This window comes from Edaphobacter flagellatus (assembly GCF_025264665.1).
In the GTDB taxonomy this organism is placed as follows: Bacteria; Acidobacteriota; Terriglobia; order Terriglobales; family Acidobacteriaceae; genus Edaphobacter; species Edaphobacter flagellatus.
This window is the reverse complement of sequence record NZ_CP073697.1, coordinates 3,331,152-3,354,616: the sequence shown is the minus strand read 5'-3', so window position 1 is coordinate 3,354,616 and position 23,465 is coordinate 3,331,152. Positions and strand designations below refer to the sequence as shown.

The 23,465-nt window shown below is 53.8% G+C and carries 13 protein-coding genes and 1 tRNA gene; 4 read left to right on the top strand and 10 right to left on the bottom strand.

Annotation, left to right across the window (positions count from 1 at the left end; all coding sequences use genetic code 11):
- Positions 1–26 precede the first annotated feature (26 nt).
- From KFE13_RS13950 to KFE13_RS13940, 3 genes are read left to right on the top strand one after another with little or no spacing between them, the layout of a single operon-like run.
- Positions 27–1,520 (top strand): efflux RND transporter periplasmic adaptor subunit, encoded by a 1,494-nt coding sequence (locus KFE13_RS13950; protein WP_260703715.1) that lies wholly within the window; start codon positions 27–29, stop codon positions 1,518–1,520.
- Complete coding sequence (locus tag KFE13_RS13945) at positions 1,517–4,702, top strand: multidrug efflux RND transporter permease subunit (protein WP_260703714.1); 3,186 nt, start codon at positions 1,517–1,519, stop codon at positions 4,700–4,702. The genes KFE13_RS13950 and KFE13_RS13945 overlap by 4 nt, the downstream gene beginning before the upstream one ends.
- The gene (locus KFE13_RS13940) at positions 4,702–8,061 is read left to right on the top strand and encodes an efflux RND transporter permease subunit (RefSeq protein WP_260703713.1); all 3,360 of its coding nucleotides are present in this window, start codon (positions 4,702–4,704) and stop codon (positions 8,059–8,061) included. Before KFE13_RS13945 ends, KFE13_RS13940 begins: the two co-directional genes overlap by 1 nt.
- Positions 8,062–8,136: 75 nt before the next feature.
- Here KFE13_RS13940 and glgP read toward each other — a convergent pair whose 3' ends face one another.
- The 5 genes from glgP to KFE13_RS13915 all read right to left on the bottom strand — a co-directional run bounded on the left by glgP (position 8,137) and on the right by KFE13_RS13915 (position 14,330).
- On the bottom strand, positions 8,137–9,942 hold the full coding sequence (gene glgP, locus KFE13_RS13935) for an alpha-glucan family phosphorylase (protein ID WP_260703712.1): 1,806 nt from the start codon (positions 9,940–9,942) through the stop codon (positions 8,137–8,139).
- 279 nt (positions 9,943–10,221) lie between these two features.
- Positions 10,222–11,598, bottom strand: coding sequence for a pyridoxal phosphate-dependent decarboxylase family protein (locus KFE13_RS13930; RefSeq protein WP_260703711.1), 1,377 nt, complete (start codon positions 11,596–11,598; stop codon positions 10,222–10,224).
- 15 nt (positions 11,599–11,613) lie between these two features.
- Positions 11,614–11,910, bottom strand: coding sequence for a hypothetical protein (locus tag KFE13_RS13925; protein ID WP_260703710.1), 297 nt, complete (start codon positions 11,908–11,910; stop codon positions 11,614–11,616).
- A gap of 41 nt (positions 11,911–11,951) precedes the next feature.
- The gene (locus tag KFE13_RS13920; protein WP_260703709.1) at positions 11,952–12,857 is read right to left on the bottom strand and encodes an alpha/beta hydrolase; all 906 of its coding nucleotides are present in this window, start codon (positions 12,855–12,857) and stop codon (positions 11,952–11,954) included.
- Between the two features lie 24 nt (positions 12,858–12,881).
- Entirely contained in the window at positions 12,882–14,330 is a 1,449-nt protein-coding gene (locus KFE13_RS13915) for an adenosine deaminase family protein (RefSeq protein WP_260703708.1), read from the bottom strand.
- 405 nt (positions 14,331–14,735) lie between these two features.
- On the opposite strand from KFE13_RS13915, the gene KFE13_RS13910 reads away from it, so the two are divergent.
- A tRNA-Phe gene (locus KFE13_RS13910) sits at positions 14,736–14,810 on the top strand.
- A 143-nt stretch (positions 14,811–14,953) separates the two neighbouring features.
- On the opposite strand, the gene fdhD is transcribed toward KFE13_RS13910, so the two are convergent.
- From fdhD to KFE13_RS13885, 5 genes are all read right to left on the bottom strand, one after another.
- A complete protein-coding gene (fdhD, locus tag KFE13_RS13905; protein WP_260703707.1) occupies positions 14,954–15,907 on the bottom strand; it encodes a formate dehydrogenase accessory sulfurtransferase FdhD in 954 nt (317 codons plus the stop codon).
- 46 nt (positions 15,908–15,953) lie between these two features.
- The gene (locus tag KFE13_RS13900; protein WP_260703706.1) at positions 15,954–16,406 is read right to left on the bottom strand and encodes a hypothetical protein; all 453 of its coding nucleotides are present in this window, start codon (positions 16,404–16,406) and stop codon (positions 15,954–15,956) included.
- Positions 16,407–16,439: 33 nt separating this feature from the next.
- Positions 16,440–19,454 carry a formate dehydrogenase subunit alpha gene (fdhF, locus tag KFE13_RS13895; RefSeq protein ID WP_390891574.1) on the bottom strand — a complete coding sequence of 1,005 codons (3,015 nt, stop codon included), beginning with the start codon at positions 19,452–19,454 and terminating at the stop codon, positions 16,440–16,442.
- A gap of 657 nt (positions 19,455–20,111) precedes the next feature.
- Positions 20,112–20,942 (bottom strand): HpcH/HpaI aldolase family protein, encoded by an 831-nt coding sequence (locus KFE13_RS13890; protein ID WP_260703705.1) that lies wholly within the window; start codon positions 20,940–20,942, stop codon positions 20,112–20,114.
- Positions 20,939–23,443, bottom strand: coding sequence for a hypothetical protein (locus KFE13_RS13885; protein WP_260703704.1), 2,505 nt, complete (start codon positions 23,441–23,443; stop codon positions 20,939–20,941). Before KFE13_RS13885 ends, KFE13_RS13890 begins: the two co-directional genes overlap by 4 nt.
- Between the last annotated feature and the right edge of the window lie 22 nt (positions 23,444–23,465).

Here is a 23,465-nt window from a genome sequence, read left to right as displayed (position 1 = left end):
AACTGAGAGCACCGGTGAACGCACCCATGTCGTCAGCCCCCATCAGCGAACAAGAACCCCGCATCGCACCTTCCGCGCCGGAACGGCGCATTACTTCGCCTGAGCCGGAGAAACCCGCAGGGCTAGGCTTTCGCAAATGGCTCGTCCTGCTGATAGTCGCCTTAGCGGTCGGCGCAGCAGTCTGGAAGATCCGCAAGAATACTGAGGAACAGACGGCCCAGAGTCAGAAGATGGCAGCGGCGCTCGACAGACCAACCCCGGTCCAGACCCTCGCGGTACAGCAGAAGACCATGCCCATCTACCTGACGCAGCTAGGAACGGTGACAGCGTACAACACGGTTACGGTGAAGTCGCGGGTAGATGGCCAGTTGATCCGTGTAAACGTACGTGAAGGACAAGCAGTCAAGAAGGGGCAGTTGCTGGCTGAGATCGATCCGGCACCCTATCAAGCTACTTTGTCGCAAGCAAAGGGTCAGCTGGCTAAAGATCAGGCCCAGCATGCTAACGATCAGGCGCAGGCAAATCGCTATACCGCGCTCTATCAGGCCGGAGTGGTCTCGAACGAAAACGCGCAGGCACAGGTGGCAGCGGCAGGACAGTCCAGTGGAGCCATTCAGGCGGACCAGGCCGCGATTCAGGCGGCGCAGGTAAATCTGAATTACACGAAGATCACCTCGCCTATCGACGGTGTTGTCGGTCTTCGTCTGGTTGATCCCGGCAATATCGTCCATGCAGCTGACGCGAATGGGCTGCTGGTCGTAACGCAACTCCAGCCGATCGCTGTCGTCTTTACTCTTCCCGAGGATCATCTTCCCGATGTGCTCGACCTGGTACGGCAGGGCAAAAAGCTTCCGGTTGAGGCGTATGACCGCTCAGGAACGACGCACCTTGCAACCGGGACCATGTTGACAGTAGACAACCAGATCGACACCACCACCGGAACAGTAAAGGTCAAGGCCATCTTCGACAACAAGGATGGCGCTCTGTTCCCGAATCAGTTCGTCAACGTCCGCTTGATTCTTGAGCAGCGGCCGAATGCAATCGTGATCCCGGCAGCGGCTCTATTGTCCGGGTCTCAGGGCAACTATGTTTACGTTGTGAAGGATGGCGAGCCACCCGCCTCATTAAGGCAACAGGGTGGCAACGGAAACGGACACAGTGCGGGTAAAGGATCGCAGGGTGGGGCTGGTACTCCGCAAGCCGCAGCAGGTCCTGGTCATGGTGGACAAAATCAACCCCCGCATTATGTTGAAGTACGTACAGTCAAAGTGGATCTGACGGAAGGCTCGCAAATTATTCTTTCGAGCGGCGTGTCGGCTGGCGAGGTCGTCGTCGTGGACGGACAGGAGAAGCTTCGCAACGGTAGCCGTGTAATCCCGCGACAGTCATCGAATCCTAATGGTCCAAAACCCGTGAATCCGAACCGCGCCGCAACAGGCGTGGTGACTTCGGATGCCCAAGAAACCAATACCCAGCCGAAACCGCAGGGTCAGGGCCATAGTGGAGGCCAGCAACCATGAGTCCATCCAGGCCATTTATTCTGCGGCCTGTGGCCACCTCGCTTTTGATGGTGGCCATTTTGCTTGCCGGCTGGGTCGCTTATCTTCAGCTTCCCGTCTCGGCTCTTCCGCAGGTCGATTACCCGACTATTCAGGTAATGACTTTCTATCCAGGGGCCAGCCCGGAGGTCATGGCATCGTCCGTAACAGCCCCTCTGGAGAGGCAATTTGGCCAGATTCCGGGTCTGACGCAGATGACATCGAGCAGCTCAGGCGGCGGTAGCGTCATTACACTGCAGTTTGATCTGGCTGAATCAATCGATATTGCACAGCAGGATGTTCAAGCTGCCATCAATGCAGCTTTCAGCTACCTGCCGAAAGACCTACCGAATCCGCCGGTCTACAGCAAGGTCAACCCGGCTGATGCTCCGATCCTGACGCTGGCACTGACCAGTCCTTCACTACCGATGTCGAAAGTGGAGGATATTGCCGACACCATTCTGGCGCAGAAGATTTCGCAGCTCTCAGGCGTTGGTCTGGTTTCCATCAACGGCGGCCAGAAGCCCGCTGTCCGTATTCAGGCGAATCCAACGGCGATGGCCAATTATGGCCTGAGCCTTGAAGATATGCGCAGCGCGCTGGGCACTGCGAACGTCGATCAGGCCAAGGGTACGCTGAATGGCTCGCATCAGTCCTATACCATCGGCGCGAACGATCAGATACAGACAGCGGCCGATTACAACGCGGTCATTATTGCTTACCGTAATGGCTCGCCGGTGCGACTCTCCGACGTCGCCAATGCTGTGGACAGTGCAGAAAATCTATATCAGGCAGCGTGGATGGGAACGTCGGCCCGTCCCGAAGGTAAGGACGAAAAAGGCAATGTTGTACCTGCTCGAGATCTGGAGCTCAAACCTGCCGTCATCATCAATATTCAGCGCCAGCCGGGCGCCAATATCATTGGCGTCGTCGACGAAGTTCAAAAACTGTTACCGCAGTTGCGCTCTTCGTTGCCAGCTACTGTCACGCTCGAGGTACTGACCGATAGAACGAACACCATACGGGCCTCGGTGAAGGACGTGCAGTTCGAGCTGATGCTAACGATCGCTCTGGTCGTCATGGTGATCTTCCTTTTTCTCAGGTCGATTGCCGCCACGATCATTCCGTCGATCGCTGTTCCTCTCTCAATCGTCGGCACTTTCGGGGTAATGTATCTGCTGGGATACAGCCTGAATAACCTAAGCCTGATGGCGTTGACGATTTCGACGGGATTCGTTGTCGACGACGCCATTGTGATGATCGAAAACATCTCACGCTATCTCGAGGAGGGCGATGATGCGCTGACGGCCTCGCTAAAGGGATCCGAACAGATCGGCTTCACTATTCTCTCGCTGACGATCTCGCTGATTGCAGTGCTGATTCCGTTGCTGTTTATGGGCGATATCGTTGGACGTCTCTTCCGTGAATTTGCGGTCACGCTATCGGTGACGATTCTGGTTTCGGCTATTGTTTCGCTGACGCTGACGCCGATGATGTGCGCCAAGCTGCTGAAGCACACGCCCGAGAGCGAGCAGAATGCTTTTTACCGTAAGAGCGAAGAGTTTTTCGAGTATGTCATCGCAAAATATGCGGTCGGTGTGCGCTGGGTATTGCGCCACCAGACGTTGACGCTGCTGGTGACGCTGGCTACGTTCATTCTCACGATCTATCTCTACATTGTCGTACCGAAGGGCTTCTTCCCTGTGCAGGATACAGGCGTTTTGCTGGGAATCACCGAGGGCCCCCAAACGATCAGTTTCCAGGCGATGAGTACAAAGCAGCAACAACTTGCTCGCGCTATTTTGGAGGATCCGGACGTTGAGAGCGTCTCTTCATTCATCGGTATCGATGGAACAAACTCGACACTCAATAGCGGACGCATTCAGATTAATCTTCGCGATCGCGAACAGCGCACTAATTCCGCAACGGATATTATTCAGCGCCTGAACCAGAAATTGAAGCGGGTTGACGGTATTCAGTGCTATCTGCAACCACTGCAAGACCTGACCGTCGAAGATCGCGTAAGCCGCACACAGTACCAATACTCGCTGGAAGACGCGAACGCAACGGAGCTTGCCTCAACGACGAATCGTATGGTGGAGAAGCTATCTCAGCTTCCTGAACTGACGGATGTTGCCAGCGACCAACAACTGGAAGGACTGGAAGCGCATCTGGTGATCGACCGCGATACAGCGTCGCGTTTGGGTATCACTCCGCAAAACATTGACGACACGCTGGACGACGCCTTCGGACAGCGACAGGTTTCGACCATCTTCACACAACTGAACCAATATCACGTTGTGCTCGAGGTCGCTCCTAAATTTCAGACGACACCAACTTCACTGGACAACATCTATGTGAAGAGTTCAAACAACACACAGGTTCCGCTGTCCGCTTTCACACATTTTGAAGAGCGAAGAACGTCCCTTGCCATCAATCGCCAGGGACAGTTCCCTGCTGTAACGATCTCGTTCAACCTGGCTCCTGGGAAGTCGATCGGCGATGCGGTAGCGGCAATCAACAAAGCGAAGCAAGAGTTGAATCTTCCTCCGAGCGTTAATGCAGAGTTTCAAGGTACGGCGCGAGCATTCGAGGCATCGCTCACTAACGAGCCTCTGCTGATTCTTGCCGCGCTCATCGTTGTGTATATTGTTCTCGGCGTGCTGTACGAGAGCTACATTCACCCGATCACTATTCTCTCGACATTACCGTCAGCAGGTGTAGGCGCGATTCTGGCGTTGTTGCTTTTCCATGTCAACCTGAGTGTTATCGCATTGATTGGCATCATCCTGTTGATCGGTATCGTGAAAAAGAATGCCATTATGATGATCGACTTCGCTCTCGAAGCGGAGCGCGAGCATGATATGGAGCCAGAGGAGGCTATTTATCAGGCTTGCCTATTGCGCTTCCGCCCGATCATGATGACGACGATGGCAGCGTTGCTGGGTGGATTACCACTAGCGATGGGCACGGGTACGGGAAGCGAGTTGCGCCGTCCGCTAGGTATTGCCATCGTCGGCGGCCTGATTGTTTCGCAGGTACTGACATTATTTACAACTCCAGTCGTCTACTTATTCTTTGACCGCATTGGACGGAAGTATCTGCACACCAAAGAAGCAGATGCAGAGCTCCGAGCGCATGAGCACGCGGTGAGCGCAGACTGATGGCCGACATCTATCACAAACCGGGTGAAAATCACAGCCTGAACGAGGCTCGCAAAGAGGCTCTGAGTTTATCGAAGGCAGGCGGAGCACACTTCTCTGCGCCATTTATCAAGCGTCCAGTAGCTACAACATTGCTTTCGGTGGCGATCATTCTCGCGGGTGCAGTCGCTTACAAAATGCTGCCGGTAGCGAGCCTTCCGCAGGTTGAGTTTCCGGTCATCTCGGTTGGCGCCGGACTTCCCGGAGCTGACCCAGAGACAGTGGCTTCGGCGATTGTGACTCCATTGGAGCGACAGTTTTCACGCATCGCCGGTGTCAATGAGATGACATCGAGTTCAGGGCTTGGCAATGGCTCGATTACACTGCAGTTCGATCTGAGCCGCGATGTGAACGGTGCTGCGCGTGACGTACAGGCAGCTATCAATGCTGCGCGCAGCCAGCTTCCGTCGAATCTTCCACAGAATCCCAGTTATCGAAAGATCAATCCGGCCGATTCGCCGATTCTGATTTTGGCGCTCACGTCCGATACGCTCTCCGTACCGCAGATTTACGATGCATGCGACAGCATTCTGGCCCAGAAGATCGCGCAGGTTGAAGGTGTTGGGCAGACCTTCTGCGGCGGCAGCGCTAAACCAGCTGTCCGGATTGAGGCGAACCCTACTCAGTTATCCAACTATGGGTTGGGTCTTGAAGCTTTGCGGGCGGCCCTTGGAACGATCAATGTCAACCAGCCGAAGGGATATCTGCAGAACGATACGCAACGATGGAGCATCAGCACGACAGATCAGCTCTTTGGCGCTGCTGCCTATGCGCCTCTTATTGTTTCGACTGGCCGCGGTCCAGTAAGCAGTGCAGCAGCATCCAATGGACTGCCCGCGTCCCTGCAAAGCGCTATAAGTAGTGCGAACTCGACGACAGCGAGTAATACGTCGAGCAGTCCGACTGCTACTGCGTTGCAAACGGCAACAGCTGGTACGAGTGTTGTACGCATTCAGGATGTAGCTCAGGTTATTGATTCGGTCGAAGACATCCACACAGGTGGCACCTTCAACGGCAAGCCATCCATTCTGGTGATCGTCTTCAAGACTTCGACGGCGAATGTCATTGAAACGGTCGACAGTGTTCTGAAGCTGTTACCGACGTTGCAGGCATCGATCCCCCCTGCGATTCGGCTTGACGTTGTGTTGGATCGGACAACGACGATCCGAGCCTCAGTCAAGGACGTTACGAAAACATTGGTGATCTCGATCCTGCTGGTCATCATGGTGGTCTTCGTCTTCCTGCGTGAGGTCCGCTCAACATTGATTCCGAGCGTTTCTGTGCCATTAAGTTTGCTCGGAACCTTCGGTGTCATGTATCTGCTGGGATACACACTGGACAATCTGAGCTTGATGGCTCTGACTATCTCAACGGGCTTCGTCGTTGATGATGCCATCGTGGTCATCGAAAATATCTCGCGACATCTTGAGAGCGGAAAAACGCCGTTCCAGGCTGCGATGGACGGCTCTCGTGAGATCGGATTCACGGTGGTCTCAATGAGCATCTCGCTGATTGCTGTGTTCATCCCCATTCTGCTCATGGGCGGAATCGTAGGCCGACTCTTCAGAGAGTTCGCCGTAACGCTTTCGGCAGCGATTATGGTATCGCTTGCGGTTTCACTGACGACGACGCCAATGCTCAGCGCAAAGTTCCTGGAATCGCATGATAAGCGCAAGCATGGTCTTTTCTACCGCTGGGGCGAACAGGGTCTGAAGTGGCTTACAGAAGAGTATGAACGTGGCCTCCAGTGGGTTCTTCGACACCAAGGACTCGTATTGACGATCACCATCCTCACCTTCGTGCTGAATGTCTATCTCTACATTCTCGTACCGAAGGGCTTCTTCCCGCAGCAAGATACAGGGCGGCTTGGCGGAATGATCCGCGGACAGCAAGATGTCTCCTTCGATGCGATGAAGCAAAAAGTAGTCCAACTCGCAGCCATTGTTCAACAGGACCCGGGGGTCGAGAATGTTATGGCGTTCGTTGGCGGCGGCGGCCCAGGTGGTGGCGGGTCGAACTCAGGCAATATGTTTATCGCTCTCAAGGACGATGCGGTACGACAGAAGACCGGCGATTCAGCCGAGGTTATTATCAATCGTTTGCGGCCAAGGACTGCCGGCATTCCAGGAGCGACACTGTATCTGCAGTCTCAACAGGAGCTGAGGATCGGCGGGCGCAGTTCGGCGACGCAGTATCAGTACACCCTTACATCAGACAATCTGAAGGATCTGGACGAATGGGCTCCAAAACTGATGGTTGCGATGCAGAAATTGCCCGAGCTGAAGGATATTGCAACGGACCAGCAAGACCAGGGGCTTCGAGCACAGTTAGTGATCGACCGCGATACGGCTTCAAGACTCGGCATCTCACCGCTAACGATTGATTCAACTCTGTCGGACGCGTTTGGGCAGAGACAGGTTTCGACGACATACAGGCCACTAAACCAGTATCACGTTGTGATGGAGGTTGCTCCGGAATACCAACGCGACCCCGATTCTTTGAAGAACATCTACGTGAAGAGCACGACGGGGGCGATGGTTCCGCTCTCGGCAATTACGCATTACGAGTCGCAACGCATCCCATTGACAGTCAATCATCAATCGCAGATGCCCGCGGCGACACTAAGCTTCAACCTTACGCCTGGTGCCTCGTTGAGCCAGGCAACAGCGGCCATCGAGCAGGCACGCATTAACATAGGAATGCCAACGTCAGTCCGCGGCGGCTTTGCCGGTACTGCTCAGGCATTCCAGGCTTCGCTATCGAGCGAGCCGTTACTGATTCTGCTGGCACTCATAGCTGTGTATATTGTGCTTGGCATGCTGTATGAAAGCTTCATTCATCCGCTGACGATTCTTTCCACGTTGCCTTCGGCGGGTGTCGGCGCCATCGTAGCTCTATTGCTGTTCAAGGTGGAGTTAAGCGTGATTGCAATGATCGGCATTATTCTGCTGATCGGTATCGTGAAGAAAAATGCAATCATGATGATCGATTTTGCGCTGGCAGCTGAGAGAATTGAGGGCAAAAAGCCGGTTGATGCAATCTATCAGGCTTGTTTGCTACGTTTCCGCCCCATCATGATGACTACGATGGCTGCTCTGCTGGGTGGACTCCCTCTGGCCCTAGGGCGCGGAACTGGAAGCGAGCTTCGTCGCCCGCTGGGCATCACGATCGTCGGCGGACTGATCGTTTCACAATGCCTGACCCTGTTCACTACCCCGGTGGTTTACCTGTTCTTCGATCGACTGAGAGCGAAGTTCGCTAAGACTGTGCCAGAGAAGAAGGTCATTAGCTCAGCTCCGCAAACAGTTGCCGGAGATTAGTTCATCTCAGCTTAAAAATCAGAACCCCGAGGGTGTGGCCCCGGGGTATCTCTAACCATCACAATAAAAATTGCTTTATTTGCGGACTTTAGCCAACAGTGTTATGTCTGTCGTCTTTTCGAGTCCAGCGTTGATAGCGACTCGGGTCTGCGTGTCGGTGTAGGGGAAATAGGCATTGGAGAGATACTGGCTCAGCATGCGGTGCGTGTTGAAGAACGTTCCATTGATGCCGATGCAGTGCTGCTGGAGTTTGGCCCAAGCGTTGGGATTGGACCAAAGCGGAGCCACAGCTTTCTCAAGCTTGTTATAGAGGCTGGTGGCCTCCACTGCCTCCGTCTCTCCGTCTTCGATAGCCCAGCCGGTAGTGTTTTCGGCGCAGCCTTCGATCCACCAGCCATCGAGAATCGAGAGCGAAGGAACACCATTCAAAGCGGCTTTCATGCCGGAAGTTCCTGATGCCTCATAGGGGCGGCGTGGGGTATTGACCCAGACGTCGACACCCTGCGTCAGAAGGGCTCCAAGTTCCCAGTCGTAGTTCTCGACATAGTAGATCTTAAGCGATGCTGAGTTAAGTTTGACTGCCGCTTCATAGACATCACGGATGAGCGCTTTGCCCGCGTTGTCAGCAGGATGAGCCTTTCCGGCGTAAAGAATCTGAAGACCGCCAATCTTTTCGGCAAGAGCAACCAGGCGAGCGGGATCGTTCAGAAGCAGGCCAGCACGCTTATACGTAGCGACACGACGCGCGAAGCCGAGCGTCAGCACTGACGGATTAAAGTAGTGTCCGGTCCGGCGCGCGAGCGTAGCGAAGAGCTTCTGCTTGTTCTTAATGTGGCAGGCGGAGATACGTGCCGGATCAATGCCATACACGGAACGGAAGTAGCGATTGTCAGTGCGCCAATCGGGGATTTCGTCGTCAAAGAGATCCTGAAAAGAAGGCGAGAGCCAGGTAGCGGCGTGTACTCCGTTGGTAATGGAGTGCACCTTGTACTCGGGGAACATGACCTGGGAGACCTTGCCATGCTGCATAGCCACTCCGTTGACGTAGCGGGAGAGTGACAACGCAAGGTAACTCATATTCATGAGGCCATTGTGGATACCACCGGCCGCCTCAACAGCAGCGCCGCGATCGTGGCCCAGAACCTGATACATCTGGTCGGTGCCGAACTGGTCGTGGCCCGCAGGGACAGGAGTATGGGTGGTAAAGACACACAGTTGGCGGACAGCCTCACGATCTTCGTTCGTAGCCTGAGCAAGAGAGCCACCAGCGATGCGCTGGGCGACACGGTGCTCAAGCAAGCCGATCGTGAGCAAAGCGGCATGCCCCTCGTTCATGTGATAAACCTCGGGGGTCACGCCGAGGGCCTGCAGGAGAGCGATACCGCCAAGGCCGAGGATGGCCTCCTGACAGAGTCGATAGTAGGTATCACCGCCATAGAGGTGATCGGTGAGGTGGCGGTCCCATGAGTCGTTGCCTTCGACGTCGGCATCAAGCAGATAGACGGGTACGATGTGTCCGGTCGTACCAACGACATCAAAGCGCCAAGCCTGAAGTTGCAGGGGGCGGTTCTGAATGGTAATGGTGACGGTGTGTCCCGCAGACGGCAGAGTCTCAGGCGACCATGGAACATCGGCTTCGGTCTGCTGGCCAATATCAGAGAGTTTCTGGCGGAAATAGCCTTTGCGGTGAGCAAGCGTGATCGCGACCATCGGTGCGGAGGTATCGGCAGCAGAGCGGAGAGTATCTCCAGCGAGCATCCCGAGGCCGCCGGAGTAGGTAGGCAGGGCTGGGGAGAGCGCAATCTCCATGGAAAAATAAGCTATGCTGCGGCGAGAGAGATCCGGGGCGACTGCAGAAACAGCGGAAAGGGGAGAACTCATGCGCGGGTAATTCCTTTGAAAAACGGGTTGAAAGGGCCGCGGCAACGGTAACTTGAGACGCTCTGGAAAGCCGCGGTACTGAGCCTCTTAGGCGTGAGTGTACCAAAGGGTTTGTGACACTGAGATATAAGAATTTAGTGATTTCGGTTGATGCTGAGGGGGGATTGACAGGCGAAAAACGGTGGAAATCCCAGGTGAATTCTTGAAAGCACAGGGCTTGCATACTCGATCGGCAACCGCTGGAGTCCATTTCCCAAAGGAGCCGCCAACAGCGCGTAGCTAGATTGGTTCCACCAGAACATGGGCAGTCGCCTGGTCCAGGCGCTGCCAGATGGCATCGATCCAGGCCAGATGCTCGGGCTTCATCAGGACGGAACGAAGGCACGTAACGTAACCGCTGGAATGGCCAGGGAAGGTCTCCGTTGGGAAGAGATGGATAGGCAGGCTGGCCAGGGCGAGATGGAGGTCGAAATGAGCTGCCTCATCGAAAATGCGGCTGGCAAGTGCCGAGGACGCCTCGGGAGTCTGCTGGCTGGAGCGCACGGTCCAGAAGACGATATCAAGCTGAGGTCCAGAGATTGGGACAATAAATCGTGCATCTGCCACAATGCGACGATTGAGTTCGAGTGCAGCATTACGGCCATCTTCCAGACCCCGCGCAAATTTGCCGCCGCTGGTATACGGCAGTAAACGCTGAGTGGTCCAGAGGGCAACAGCCGAGGCTCCGGCACGGGAGCACTCGAGAGAAATCTCACCAAGGTGAAGATCTTTGGAGGAGAAATAGGTGTAGGGTGAGTCGTGCTTATAGAAGCGCCCAACCGTAGGATCGCGAAACAGGATGGCTCCGCATCCGTAGGGCTGGAGACCATGCTTGTGTGGATCGACGACAATCGAGTCGGCTTGCGGAATCGCATCATAAGCGGCTCGCGTGGCGGGTGCGAGATTGCCAGCAAGAGTGAAATAGCCTCCATAGGCCGCGTCTACATGGATGCGGAAGGAGTATTGGTCGCGCAGAGCGAAAATCCGGTCGAGTGGGTCGACCGAGCCGATGGCTGTCGTTCCAAGCGTGACGACAACAGTGCCGACTTCACCGCTGCGGAGAAGCTGTTCCAGAGCATGGAGGTCCATACAGCCGTTGTTGTCTGATGAAACAGCGACGAAAGGCAGGCCGAGAACCGATGAAATGCGGGAGTGCGTGTAGTGAGCCTGGTCGGATGCAACGATCTTCTTACTAGGTGCTAACTGACCGGCAACCCAGAGTGCTTCCAGATTGGCGAAGGTCCCCCCGCTGGTGAGATGACCAAGATGCTGCGGCCAGCCGAACATTGTCGCCAACGCAGCGACGGCTTCGACCTCCATCGCGGAGCTGGCACGCCCTCCATCTAAAGCATGATTATTTGGGTTGACCGACATCGCAAGTGCGTACGCCGCGCGCGCGATGGGGTGCGGCGGCTTGAGCATCTGGCCCGCGTAAAGCGGATGCGCATAGGGATAGTTATCATGCAAGCGCTCTGCAGCTTCATTCAGGATTGCTTCCGCATCAGGATCAAGTGCGGGCGTGGATGCTGCAGGGAGTGTAGCGAATCCCTGATCGAGCTGATGCTGCGCCTCGCGGAGGAGAGCAAAGATATCTGTTGGATGTGTCGTCTGAGACATGTTTCTTAGGCGTCTTTATAGTTCGCGGGTGACGAAGCCAAGCTTGATGGCATAGCCGATCGCCGTCGAGAGAAGGAAGGCAACAATCGTCCACGGGGTATCGCAGGTGCGTTTACGAATGGCCTGTATCGCAAGGAAAGCGACGAAGATACCAAGCGAGAGGAGGAGTCCATCGGCAACAAAATATCGCGTGGCTCCTGAATCAGCAGTGGTTGTCGCCCAGTGGAGGTTGAACGGATGGAGGAAGCTGCCGACCGCAAAGGCTAAAAGGAAAAGCAGGAACTGGGCGAAGGTGACAAGAACTTTCTTCATGCGATGCCTTCCTGAGCGTACGGATATGAAATGCGGACTTCCTAATTCATCTTAACGGGAAGGATGCTGATCGTGTGCAACCAGGTCTCGACCAGCGATGGCCACTGCGTTACAGGAAGCGATGTGAGGCGGAGTCCATAGCCATGACCGCCTTCGGCGTAGACATGCAATTCGACAGGAACTTTGACCTGCTTGAGCGCTTCGGCATAGACGAGGACGTTTTCGACATGGACCGGATCGTCAGCAGCCTGAAGCAGAAATGTTGGCGGGGTTTGCGCGGAAGGTTCAATGCCTTTTGAAAGCTGTGTGAGCGCAGGTGGCTCGGCAAGGTAGGCAGGATAGATGCCGATGACGAAATCAGGACGGGCATTGATAGAAGAGTCAGAAGGAGGCTCGCCGGGGCGTTTAAAGTCGGGATGGTTGCCGAGGATCACGACGAGATGACCTCCAGCAGAGAAGCCGAGAACCCCGATGCGGTGGGGATCGATATGCCATTCAGCAGCGTGGGATCGAGCAATCCGCATGGCCTGTTGTGCGTCTTCGATATCGCGTGTGTCATCCGGGAAACGCTTGTCGATGGGAACGCGGTATTTGACCAGACCACAATTAACTCCAATGGAGTTGAGCCAAGCGCAAACTTCGGTTCCTTCAAGATCGTGCGCGAGGATGCGATACCCCCCGCCGGGAAAGACGAGAACCATCGCGTCACTCTTATGAGCTCCCTGTGCGGGGTAAAAAGCGAGTATGGGATTGCTGATATTGGTTGGCCGCTGAACAGGTTTGCCCGCAACCATTCGATCCGTAGGCTTTGTGGTCTCTGTTTCCGGGCCGCCGGTATAGGGTTCAGGCGCACCCTGGGGCCAGAGAGGGAGCGTCACTTTTTGGGCCTGAGCCACGGACACAAACAGAGCAAGAGCAAGAAGGACGTGAGTTCGCACGGTCATCATAGTAAAGGCATATCCCCCGATTGGCTACGGGAGGCTGGATTCAAAGACTTGATAGCGGTGTTCGAGCTGCCACTGCTCTTGAGCCCGTTCGCTGGATTGAAGAAATGCGTGGCATGCTTGTGAGGGGTTGGCTGAGCCGAGTCGATCAGCCTTGCAGGCGACATTCACAATCGTGAAGTTGTCAGATTGCGCCCATAAGCTGGGCCCAGAGAGAAAGCTGTGCTCTATCGAGGTCCGCGCCATACGCTTGAGATCGAGATAGGAGAGCGAGAAGTCGAGCACAGCGCGTGTGTACTCATGCGTGATGTCGATGCGAGATACACCTTCATCGTCGGTCGAGAGAGCAACGGGAACCCCAGCAGCGCGGTAGACCGGCAATGGGTGCCAATCCTTCGTGACGCCGAGAATGACGTCGTTCGAGGTGAGATTGATCTCGGTCATGATGTGATGTACGGCCAGCTCTTTGAGCAGCTCGTTAGGACGTGTCTCGTACATGACATCGACGCCGTGACCGATGCGCTCCGCGTGGCCAAGCTCGACGGCTTCGCGGATGTGGAAGCGAAGACCATCAGGCGGAACGAGGCTAGGAGCCAGCTCACCGGCATGGAGTGAGATATGAACTTTTGGATAGACGCTATGCAGATAATCGAGCATCACCATCTGACGGTGATACTCGGACATAGAGAGGTGGCCGTCTTCAGGCATGACAAAGTTGATACCGACAACGTTGGGGTGACCGGAGTTCAACTCGGCCTGAACAACCTCAAAACCCAGGAGAGTCTGTGCGAAAACCTGTTGTGGTGGGAAACCTCGAAGAATCTGATAAAGGAAGCGAACCGTCACGGAACAACCCGGAGCCGCTGTCGAAGTATTGCAGTGCTCTATACGATTGCGTAAATCAAGCGCGTCGGAGAATTCCTGCCTGTTGGCAGAGACAATATCACGTAGTCCATCAGCTAGGAGTTGATCGCGCAATTTTGCCAGAGCTACCTTGCTTGGGCGGGAAGTATCGCCGGTATCTGTTGCCAGAGAATTCGCCACAGTATCAGGCCAGGGGATGGAGTATCCGAGTTTCGCAGCTGCAGCGAAATCTGGCGTCTCCATCACTTCCAGGTATTGCTCGTTCTGTGCAGCTGCGCGGGTGGCGACTTCATCCAGCCACTCGCCATGGTGTGAACGGTTGAGAGCACCATAACGGGAAAAAGTAGCAAAAAACTGATCATGTCCGCTAATCGAAGCGGAGGGAATAAAACTCCGCATCGAGAAATCGTCGACCATTGCGTCATAGAGTTTCTGGTCTTTAAAAGCATCTTCGGCACGCCGGTTCCCTTCTCCACAAACGGGTTGTGGGGGGATGCTGCGTGTCGTGGCGGATGGTTTGAAGAAACTGCGTATAGCGGGGCTATAGCAGAGAGCGTCCTCGGCAGCGTTACGGATGAAGGTCTCGGCGTAGATGGCTCCGGCCAGATGCATATGAAGATCACCTCCCTTAGGGAGATTGACCAAGAAAGCATGGAGTGTGAGCGGATTCTTACGAGCCTGCTCAAAGGCTCGAATGGCACGCTGCTCCTGGAGCGTCGGAGTGGAAATAGGCGTTACAAGTCTCGGTGGTTCGGATAACGCAACCGACGACAAGCAGAGGATGGTAGTGGCAAAGCTCAGCAAGGGACGGAACATAAGGCGTCCTTATCATTATTTTGATATGAGCAGGATAGCGCGAGGTTAGGGTTGGAGAGTTGGCCAAGGATTGGTATACTTGTCTTGCGTTTGAGTTGCTGGTTTCCTGCCGGTAGCAAGCTCCCTGAAAAAGGCCGATGCACAGACGTACGCCCGGGCGTTCTTGGCGATCCCCGATGAGGCGTTTTGCTTGATTGCCAAGGCCAGATAGCTCAGTGGTAGAGCGCGGCCCTGAAAAGGCCGGCGTCGGCGGTTCGATCCCGTCTCTGGCCACCAATAAAATCAACGATTTGAAAGAGTTTCCCTAACCAGCAAAAGTGGGATCGATTATCGCCGTCTTCTCGGTAATGTTCCAACGGAAATCGCGTTTTAAAAGCGAGAGACTCGGAGCCTCCGGGTAGCTCCCTCAATTCTCTGCTTCATAGGACATTACTCCCTTGTGGGACCAATCCACTCAAATGCTCAGATCCGTGGTAGACGTTGAAGTACTCATCACGCAGAAATCCCACCAACGCGATGTCGAACTCCTTTGCTACTTCTACCGCGAGGCTGGAGGGTGCGCCAACCGAAGCGATCATTTGAATGCCGCTCATCACCGCTTTTTGCAGTAGCTCGAAGCTCGCACGCCCCGATAGAAGCATGAGGGCGTTTCGCAGCGGAGTGCGATCAGCCAGAAACTCGCGCCCTAGCAGTTTGTCGACGGCATTGTGTCTTCCCACATCCTCGCGAAGGCCAAGCAGCTCTCCTTTCGCGCTGAAGAGAGCCGCGGCATGCAGCCCCCCAGTTCGATCAAATACAGACTGACGACGCCGCATGCAATCAGGCAATGCATAAAGGACATCAACATCGATTGAGAATTCATTTCGTCGACGAGGTGGAGAAACAGATCGTAATGCCAGCAAGGATGCCTTTCCGCAAATGCCGCAACTGGAGGTCATGTAGAAGTTCCGCTCCAGATTCGCGAGGTTTACCAAGACGTCTGGATAGAGATCGACACGAACAGTGTTGTTCTTTATGGGTCGGGGGAGAATGGCCCGATCAGAGTTCTGATCTATGTCATCGCCTCGTAAACAGTCTTCTCGGTATTCCCCATGGGAGACGTGCGCAATATCATGAACGTCGCGCACGACCCCCTCAGTCATCAAGAATCCTGTTGCCAACTCGACATCGTGGCCAGGCGTACGCATTGTTACGGAAATAGACTTCGTCGTCCGTCTTCCGCTCGTCCCATAGCCGAGCTGAATCTCAAGCGGCTCTTCTACGGCCAATGTTTCTGTCGTGCTATCGACTCTTACGCCGCTTACCCGCTCCGCCTGTGAGCATCGGACGGCAGGAGAATCATGAGCCACAGTCGGTTGGATTGATTTCCGCATTATTCAAAACCACTCACTTGATTGAGGATGCTCATGGGGAACACATTTATTCCTTGGCACTGCTTGAACTCAAAGCTGCACCCAAGGTATTCAGTAAACCGACAGAAGCCGCGAGTCCTCGACGCGCATCTTTGGATGATGCCTGTTTCAGGATCGATAATAGCGACGGAGGTGCGTCACGTTCAGAGGCAGACAATGCCATATGCACTTTAGCCGGGTCGATAGAAGTCATCAGGTTCCCGAAAATGAGGGCCAATCGAAGCCCTGTAACCGCTTCTTTCGAACTCGCAACATCGGCAATCTTTTCTACAATTTCATCTCCAGCACTGAGCATTCCATTACATAGATCGATCACGCCGCGATCATACAGTCGCTGGAGTAGATCGTAAGAAGCGAGAATCGCCTCTGCGTGCTCCATCGGCGCGTGTTCTACTCGGCGGATAAGGTCGTCGCGCGAATTACGGGGTGTAAACTCTTTTATGCCGACCGGTTTTGCCATATCGTCAGCTCCTCCTCTCTTTGGCCTCTCGGATCACTTCTCAATTTGAATTTGGACTAACGGTTCCGTGCCAGGCATGTGGTAGTCTTTGCGCTTCCATTTTCTCTCGACCTCCACTCCCGGCTGCGGCGTCGGTTTTCCTGAGTAGCGAAAATTCAACGGCTTCAACGGATTGCTTCCCATATCCGGCAGGAGATGGATTTTAACCGCCGTTTCCTTATATGCCGGTGTGTTGGTCGCTCGATCCGCATGGGATCCGGTAAGAACATTGATTGGGCCATTCCGCGAAAGAAGGGGTATGAATACTTGATTACCATGAACGCGTTTTGTGACAAGTGCCTTGATGACCAGGGAACCATGCCGACTGGTCACGCGCAACCACCGTCCGGATTCAATTCCACGCTCCTTCGCCAGGTCCTCTGAAACCTCTAAAAAGGGTTCCGGAGTTTCCTCGCGAATACCATTGACCCGATAGGTCATATTTCCTTCATGGAAGTGTTCCAGTAAGCGACCATTGTTCAAGAAAAGATCGAAATCTCTGTCTGGTTTTTCGTCCGGCTCATGGAAAGCAACCGGGAAGAGCCGGGCTTTTTTGTCTGGAAAGGCAAAGCCATTCAGGTAAAGAATCGGCTCATCAGTGCCATCTGGCGCGACAGGCCATTGCAGCGTCTTATACCCCTCCAGGCGTTCATAGTTCACGCCAGCGTATAGAGGAGACAGCGAGGCCAACTCATCCATGATCTCCGAGGGATGCTGATAGTTCCAGTTTGCTCCCATTCGGTTGGCAATCTCCTGGGTAATCTTCCAATCAGCCTTACAATCTCCTAATTCAGGGATGGCCTGATACAGACGCTGAATCCTCCGTTCGGTATTGGTGAAGGTCCCATCCTTCTCAAGAGCAGGTGCTCCAGGGAGTATGACATCCGCGTAACGGCAGGTTTCACTGAAAAAAATGTCCTGCACAACGAAGAGATCTAGTTTCTCAAACGCAGCCCCTACGACATTTGCATTCGAGTCCGCCGAGATCATGTCCTCTCCTGACAGGTAAACCGCACGCAGCTTTCCCTCGTGTATGGCTTCCACCATCTGATGGTTATCCAATCCGCGTGTTGGAGATAGTTTGACTCCCCAGCGCTTCTCATACCGTTCCTGAATCGCCGGATCATTCACAAACTGATATCCAGGGTACCGGTCGGGCATGGCGCCTATATCGCTTGCCCCTTGTACATTGTTGTGTCCACGCAAGGGGTAGGCGCCGACGCCAGAACGCATATAGTTCCCCGTAACCAGGAGCAGATTGGAAATTGCCGTGGATTCATCGGATGCCGACGTGTGCTGGGTGATGCCCATAGCCCAAAGAATGCAGGTGCTCTCGGATTTGCCAATCTCTTGCGCGACACGCTTCAGTGTTTCAATCGGTATTTCGCAGGTTCTGGAGGCGTAATCCATGGTGAAAGGCTCAAGACTTTTTCGGAACTCGTCCACGCCGTGGACCCACTTGTCAAGAAAGTCTAGTCTGGCTAAGCCGTTATCAAACATGTAGCGGCTCATTGCGGAGATCCATACCAGATCTGTTCCGGGACGAGGGCGAACATGAATGTCGGCGCGCTCCGCCATCTCATTTTCGCGGGGGTCAATAACAATCAATCTCTGCCCGAACAGTTTGTGAGCCCGCTTAACTCGAGTCGCCAGGACCGGATGACTCTCCGCCGTATTGGCACCGATGATAACTACCAGCCGTGAACTACCAATATCCTTAATGGAGCCAGAGTCGCCTCCATAGCCCACCGTGCGGAACAATCCCATCGTGGCCGGCGATTGGCAATATCGTGAGCAATTGTCGACATTGTTTGTACCAATGACGGCTCGTGCGAACTTCTGCATCAGGAAACCATCTTCGTTCGTCGTCTTCGAGGAGACGATTACACCAATCGAATCTGGTCCATACTGCTGTTTGATGCTGCTCAGTTTCGTTGTGACAAAATTCAGGGCTTCATCCCAACTGGCTTCACGGAAAGTATCGCCTTCGCGCATCAGAGGCTTCTGCAGTCTGTCCTCGTGATTTACGAAATCCCACCCAAACTTACCCTTGACGCAAGTAGAGATTTGATTCGCATCACCATGTAGAGGTTCGATCTTGAGGATCTTACGTTCTTTTGTCCAGACATCGTAGCTGCATCCGACCCCGCAATAGGTACATACAGTCTTTGTCCGCTTGATTCGTTCTTCGCGCATCTTGGATTCGACCTGTGAAACCTGCATGATCGCGCCGTATCCCATCTCTGGCTCAACGGCTTTTACCACATCGATCATCTTGTTCAGAGCATCTTTCGGGAGTCCGGTCAGAAACCCAGCCTCGCCAAGCATAGATTTCTCCATTAAGGCATTGCACGGGCAGACCGTGACGCAGTGGCCACAAGAGACACAGCTTGATCCGGCAATCTGCATGCCACCATCCCAAAGCACGCGCGGATGCTCAAGCTCCCAGCCGATCGAAAGAGTCTCGTTGACCTCTACGGTCTGACAAGCCTGTACGCATTGACCGCAAAGGATGCACTGGCTGGGATCATAACGATAGAACGGATTGGACATGTCCACTTCGTACGGCTTTGGTTTGAAGGAGTGCTCCTGATGCTGGACATTGAGTTCCAGTGCCGTGTTATGAACGCGGCAATTCTCGTTATTGTTATCGCATACAGTGCAATAGAGCATGTGATTGCCCAGGATGACATCGAACGCCTCGGCTCTGGCATCTTTTGCACGCTTCGATTCCGTATCAACCTGCATACCCGCCGTGACCTTGGTGCCACAAGCGCGAGCGAGCTTTCCGTCGACCTCCACAATGCAGGTGTCACACGTCTGAATCGGCCCCATAAGAGGTGAGTGGTAGCAGATATGGGGAATTTCTTTCTCCCGGAGAATAACCTCGAGAAGCAATTTATCCTGCCCTGCAGCAACCATCTTTCCATCTATAAAGAGCTCGACGGAGGATGTAGTGCTTCGGTGCGGCATTTCTGCATAGCCTTCGATTAGTCCAGATATACCCATAATTCCTCCGAGCTCAGGCCGTATTGGATTCTGGTGAGCATTGCTCTTTCATCTAAACCGTCTCAAACACTTGGACAGATGCAGCAGGGCAAATTCTCAACTCTTGATCGAAGGTAGAGCTTTCTGCAGAAAGATTGCCGGGTTCAATCGTAGCGAAGATAACAGCGGCTGCCATTATATGTTCGTTGAGTAGCGGACACAAAAATTTGCCGTGTGCACCATAGCACGAGTGAGGATTCACATCTGGCGGCACCGCCCCGGTCTTTGACCGATACGGTAAATGTATTGGAAGCGGTACTTCATAGAGAGCTGCGGGTTACGCCGGACCAAATGGACGGTGATCTGATCGAAGGTTACGAAGTTGCATCGTTGTTTGGGCTAGAGAGATATCTGCTGTTGAAGATGTTGCCAGCAGCGGCACGGGAGTTGATCGGATGCTAAGCACTAAAAAATTTGTTCTCAGTCGAGCTAGGGCTCTAAGAAAAGTGGCGAAGCGCCTGCAAGGACAACTTCTCGCGGACGTTGATATTCACGAATGAATCCTATTTCCGTAGTCCTTAGCAAGCATCCGAACCAACGCCTTCCATCCGTCGAATGCCTGAACAAACCGTACATCACACAGATCTTCAAGCTACCACTGATATTCCGAAACAAACTCTAATAAAATGTCTTCTGCTCACGCGGCTTATCTTTAATTCCAAGCGGCTCCAATAGTGCCTTGGCTCCCAGCTTCATCAATCCGAGCTCGGTTACAGACTGGAAGAATTGGAATCCTTCCGAATGAAAGCGCTTCACCTCTGCCGCACTTCCTGCAGGACGCCCTAGCCACTTCCCATGCCGCTTAGCTGCGGCAACAATTTTCGCAATCGCTGTATCCAGTAGATCATCCTGCTGTCCTCGCAATCCCAAGGAAAATGACAGGTCGCTCACACCGATAAAGATCACGTCCACACCAGGAGTCGCAGCAATCGCCTCGATCTCATCGAGGGCAGACGCCTCCTCAACAACACAAACGACCAGCACATTCGCATCAGCGGAGTCATAGTAATTCCCCGCTACAGGCCAAGTCGTAACGGCGAGTCCTGCACCTGAACCTCTCTTCCCAAATGGTGGATAGTGGCATCCTTGAGCCGCAATTACCGCTCGTTCCGGTGTTGAGACAAATGGGAAGATCACGCCCTGCACTCCCTGGTCTAGGATACGTTTTGCGAGCCACAATTCTGACCAGGGAACTCTTGCAAAGACAGGAGCCTCAAGTCCGCGGGTTGCAAGCACCATTGCTCGTAACGACTCCAGCGAAAGCGGCGAGTGCTCCATCTCAGCCCATAAAAAATGGAAGCCGAGTGTGGCGGCATAGGCTGCCGTTTCTATATTGCTGGAGGTTACTGTCATTCCAATCACATACTCGCCTGCGCTCAATCGCCGGCGAACCATATTCCACCTATCTGTGGATGGCGGATGTTCTCCGGCTCGATACTCTCCCGTCATGCCGTGGGCTCCTTTTTCACGACAGGTTTCAACATCACTTCTGCTACCTGGCATCCACGTCCATTGCCACCTAGTCCAGCTTCACGTGTCCACGTCAGCCATAGTTCTCCGTTGGCAGTTGCGGCTTGTGGTACAGAAAATGTCTGAGAAGCGGGCGGCCAAGGTCTTAGCTGCAATGGATGGATCTCAATTCCTTCATTGGCAACAAGCCGCGTCTTCACCCCGCGTGAGTCACCTGAAATCACAACTTGCAAGGTATATTCGACGTCCGGATCAAGCCCTGCATAGTGCATCTTTAAGGGGGCCTCGTACAATGTTTCAGCCCAGTGTTTCCACGCCATAGGAATACTTGCACCATAATGATCAGGATAGCTAGTCCCTACATGCACAGAACGCCGAAAGTCGAAGTCGCCCACAGTATCTCCGAGTACAAGGTGAGGCCGGTTCTCGGTATTGCCTAACTCATCGTAGAAGCCGCCAGGGCCAGGATTCGTGCGATCCAACAAAGTACGAATCGCCATGATCTTCTCTTCTTGATCTTCGATCTTCGCGATCGTGGCTAATTGCTTTTGGAAGTACGGCCCGTCGGTTACCGGGTGATCGATCGTGTCGAGTGGTGCGCCACGATCCACAGCCTCAGCCGCATAGCGCTCAACAGCAAGTTGCTGGTGAATGCTCTGCAGCAGGGCATAACCAAGCTCCATAATTCGCGTACGAAGCACTGGGGAAACCAGTGTTATTGCGCTTCTGCGTAAAATATCTAAGGCTTCATCGATTAAATTTTGCGGATCGATGCCATTAGCAGGCGTTTTCGCGGGGGCATCGCCAATTCCCCATGGCACCGAACCGAATCCAACATCTTCGATCCGCCCTAGAACACTTTTAGCCCTCGTCATCTCTCCAGTCTCGAACAATAATCGCTGCCGTACATATGCATCGCAGCAGGCGCGGAACATTGCTTGCTGCCAACGCCAATTCTCCAGTACAAATGGTGAAGCATTCCGCTCCAAGTTCAGAAACTTTTGCAGAGTAATATCTACCAACTTATTGGTGGCTAATGGCCCATTCCAGTTCTGCTCCAGATCCAGCAAGCCTTGAGCGTAGCCTGAACCTTCCTTCGCTCCGATGACGTAATGCCCAAAATCTCTAAGTGCAATATCTACGGGCATCTCTGGACTCCATGCCAGGATGCTCCACACAAACTTATTTACGTCGTCGTTACAACCTTCTGAGTAGCTTACAAACCCCACCGTGTGTTTTAGTTCTGACCGCAGGATTGCAGCTTCTGCCTCGGGCCTTGGATTAACGACCTCTCGACCTTCTGTTAGCGCAAGAGCGATATCCCAGTTGTTCATCGAATATTGCGATTGAATACTATGCGTGATGTCTGGATAGAAGCGAATCGGATATTTTTCCGGAAGCTTTTTCCTCAATTCCGCAATCGAGCTTCTGTTCTGCGGGCCAAACACAATTCCATCCAGCCAGACCTGCGTATGAGGCTCTTTCACCATCGCGTAAAACTCGTCCATCCATGCTGCATTGAACGACTGTGGCGACATCCACATCTGCAATTCTGGGTGTGTCTTGCGTAGATTGGCTTTCTCTTTTTCGAGTAATGCCAGCATGTACTTTGGTGGTGTGTGTCCTGGATCTCCTCCTGGTACAAATACGACGTTCACGCGTGGCAGATCATGAAGAACGGCCGCCCAGTCGCGAACCTCAGCTTCGACGGTCTTCTGATCGCTATAGTCTTTGGCCATCGCCGGATACCACACCGAAACATCCAGATCGTACTTATCGCAGATACGCGACATCTCCACCATCATCTTCTGTGGTGGAATGGGGAAGTGTGGGCTATCGGAGAGGTCATCGGTGATGGGAGGAAGCAATTCGATTGTATTTGTCCCGAAGATCGCGAGTTCCCGGATGTACTGGTCCCACATCTCTACGGTCCACGCATCGTACGCATTTGTCTTGGGTCGATATCCAAGCTGATGGCCGCGAATCGCATAATGCGGCGAACTTGTTAGATTTAGCGACGATAGCTTTGTTGCAATGGATCGTCGCTGCAGGTTAAACATACGGAGCAGTTTGCCTACACCAAAGATCAATCCGCGCTCATCACTTCCGCATACTGCAATCCATGAGCCACCTTCGCTTCGACTTTCAATCGCAAACGATTCTGCAGGAAGCCTCGTGGCTTTCCCCATAACCGAGACGACTCTTCCCCCAAATCCAGACCATGAGGATCGTGTTCCCAAATAAATTTTGATTGTGCCTGTAGAGCCTATCTTCCACTCTACACCGCACCGCTTCATAATCTCGTCGACTAGCATCTCTGCGGCAACGCGCTCACGCTTTGTAGGGGAGGGGGGCAGCAATACAGAGACGTCATTCATCTCCGTCCATCCCAGCTCCAGCGCATTCAACAGACTTTTATTTCCTATGCTGGAGGCAGCGGCCGCCGCCGTTGCAACGCGCAAAAATGTCCTACGCTTCATGCCTTCTATTCCCTCATGCTTT

Excerpts from the sequence above, each read along its gene's own strand:
- KFE13_RS13920 (WP_260703709.1), bottom strand. The coding sequence starts at position 12,857 with ATGATGACCGTGCGAACTCACGTCCTTCTTGCTCTTGCTCTGTTTGTG.
- KFE13_RS13930 (WP_260703711.1), bottom strand. The coding sequence starts at position 11,598 with ATGTCTCAGACGACACATCCAACAGATATCTTTGCTCTCCTCCGCGAG.
- KFE13_RS13925 (WP_260703710.1), bottom strand. The coding sequence starts at position 11,910 with ATGAAGAAAGTTCTTGTCACCTTCGCCCAGTTCCTGCTTTTCCTTTTA.
- KFE13_RS13915 (WP_260703708.1), bottom strand. The coding sequence starts at position 14,330 with ATGCATCTGGCCGGAGCCATCTACGCCGAGACCTTCATCCGTAACGCT.
- KFE13_RS13950 (WP_260703715.1), top strand. The coding sequence starts at position 27 with ATGTCGTCAGCCCCCATCAGCGAACAAGAACCCCGCATCGCACCTTCC.
- fdhD (WP_260703707.1), bottom strand. The coding sequence starts at position 15,907 with ATGCGGAAATCAATCCAACCGACTGTGGCTCATGATTCTCCTGCCGTC.
- KFE13_RS13940 (WP_260703713.1), top strand. The coding sequence starts at position 4,702 with ATGGCCGACATCTATCACAAACCGGGTGAAAATCACAGCCTGAACGAG.
- KFE13_RS13945 (WP_260703714.1), top strand. The coding sequence starts at position 1,517 with ATGAGTCCATCCAGGCCATTTATTCTGCGGCCTGTGGCCACCTCGCTT.
- glgP (WP_260703712.1), bottom strand. The coding sequence starts at position 9,942 with ATGAGTTCTCCCCTTTCCGCTGTTTCTGCAGTCGCCCCGGATCTCTCT.
- KFE13_RS13890 (WP_260703705.1), bottom strand. The coding sequence starts at position 20,942 with ATGACGGGAGAGTATCGAGCCGGAGAACATCCGCCATCCACAGATAGG.
- KFE13_RS13885 (WP_260703704.1), bottom strand. The coding sequence starts at position 23,443 with ATGAAGCGTAGGACATTTTTGCGCGTTGCAACGGCGGCGGCCGCTGCC.
- KFE13_RS13900 (WP_260703706.1), bottom strand. The coding sequence starts at position 16,406 with ATGGCAAAACCGGTCGGCATAAAAGAGTTTACACCCCGTAATTCGCGC.
- fdhF (WP_390891574.1), bottom strand. The coding sequence starts at position 19,454 with ATGGGTATATCTGGACTAATCGAAGGCTATGCAGAAATGCCGCACCGA.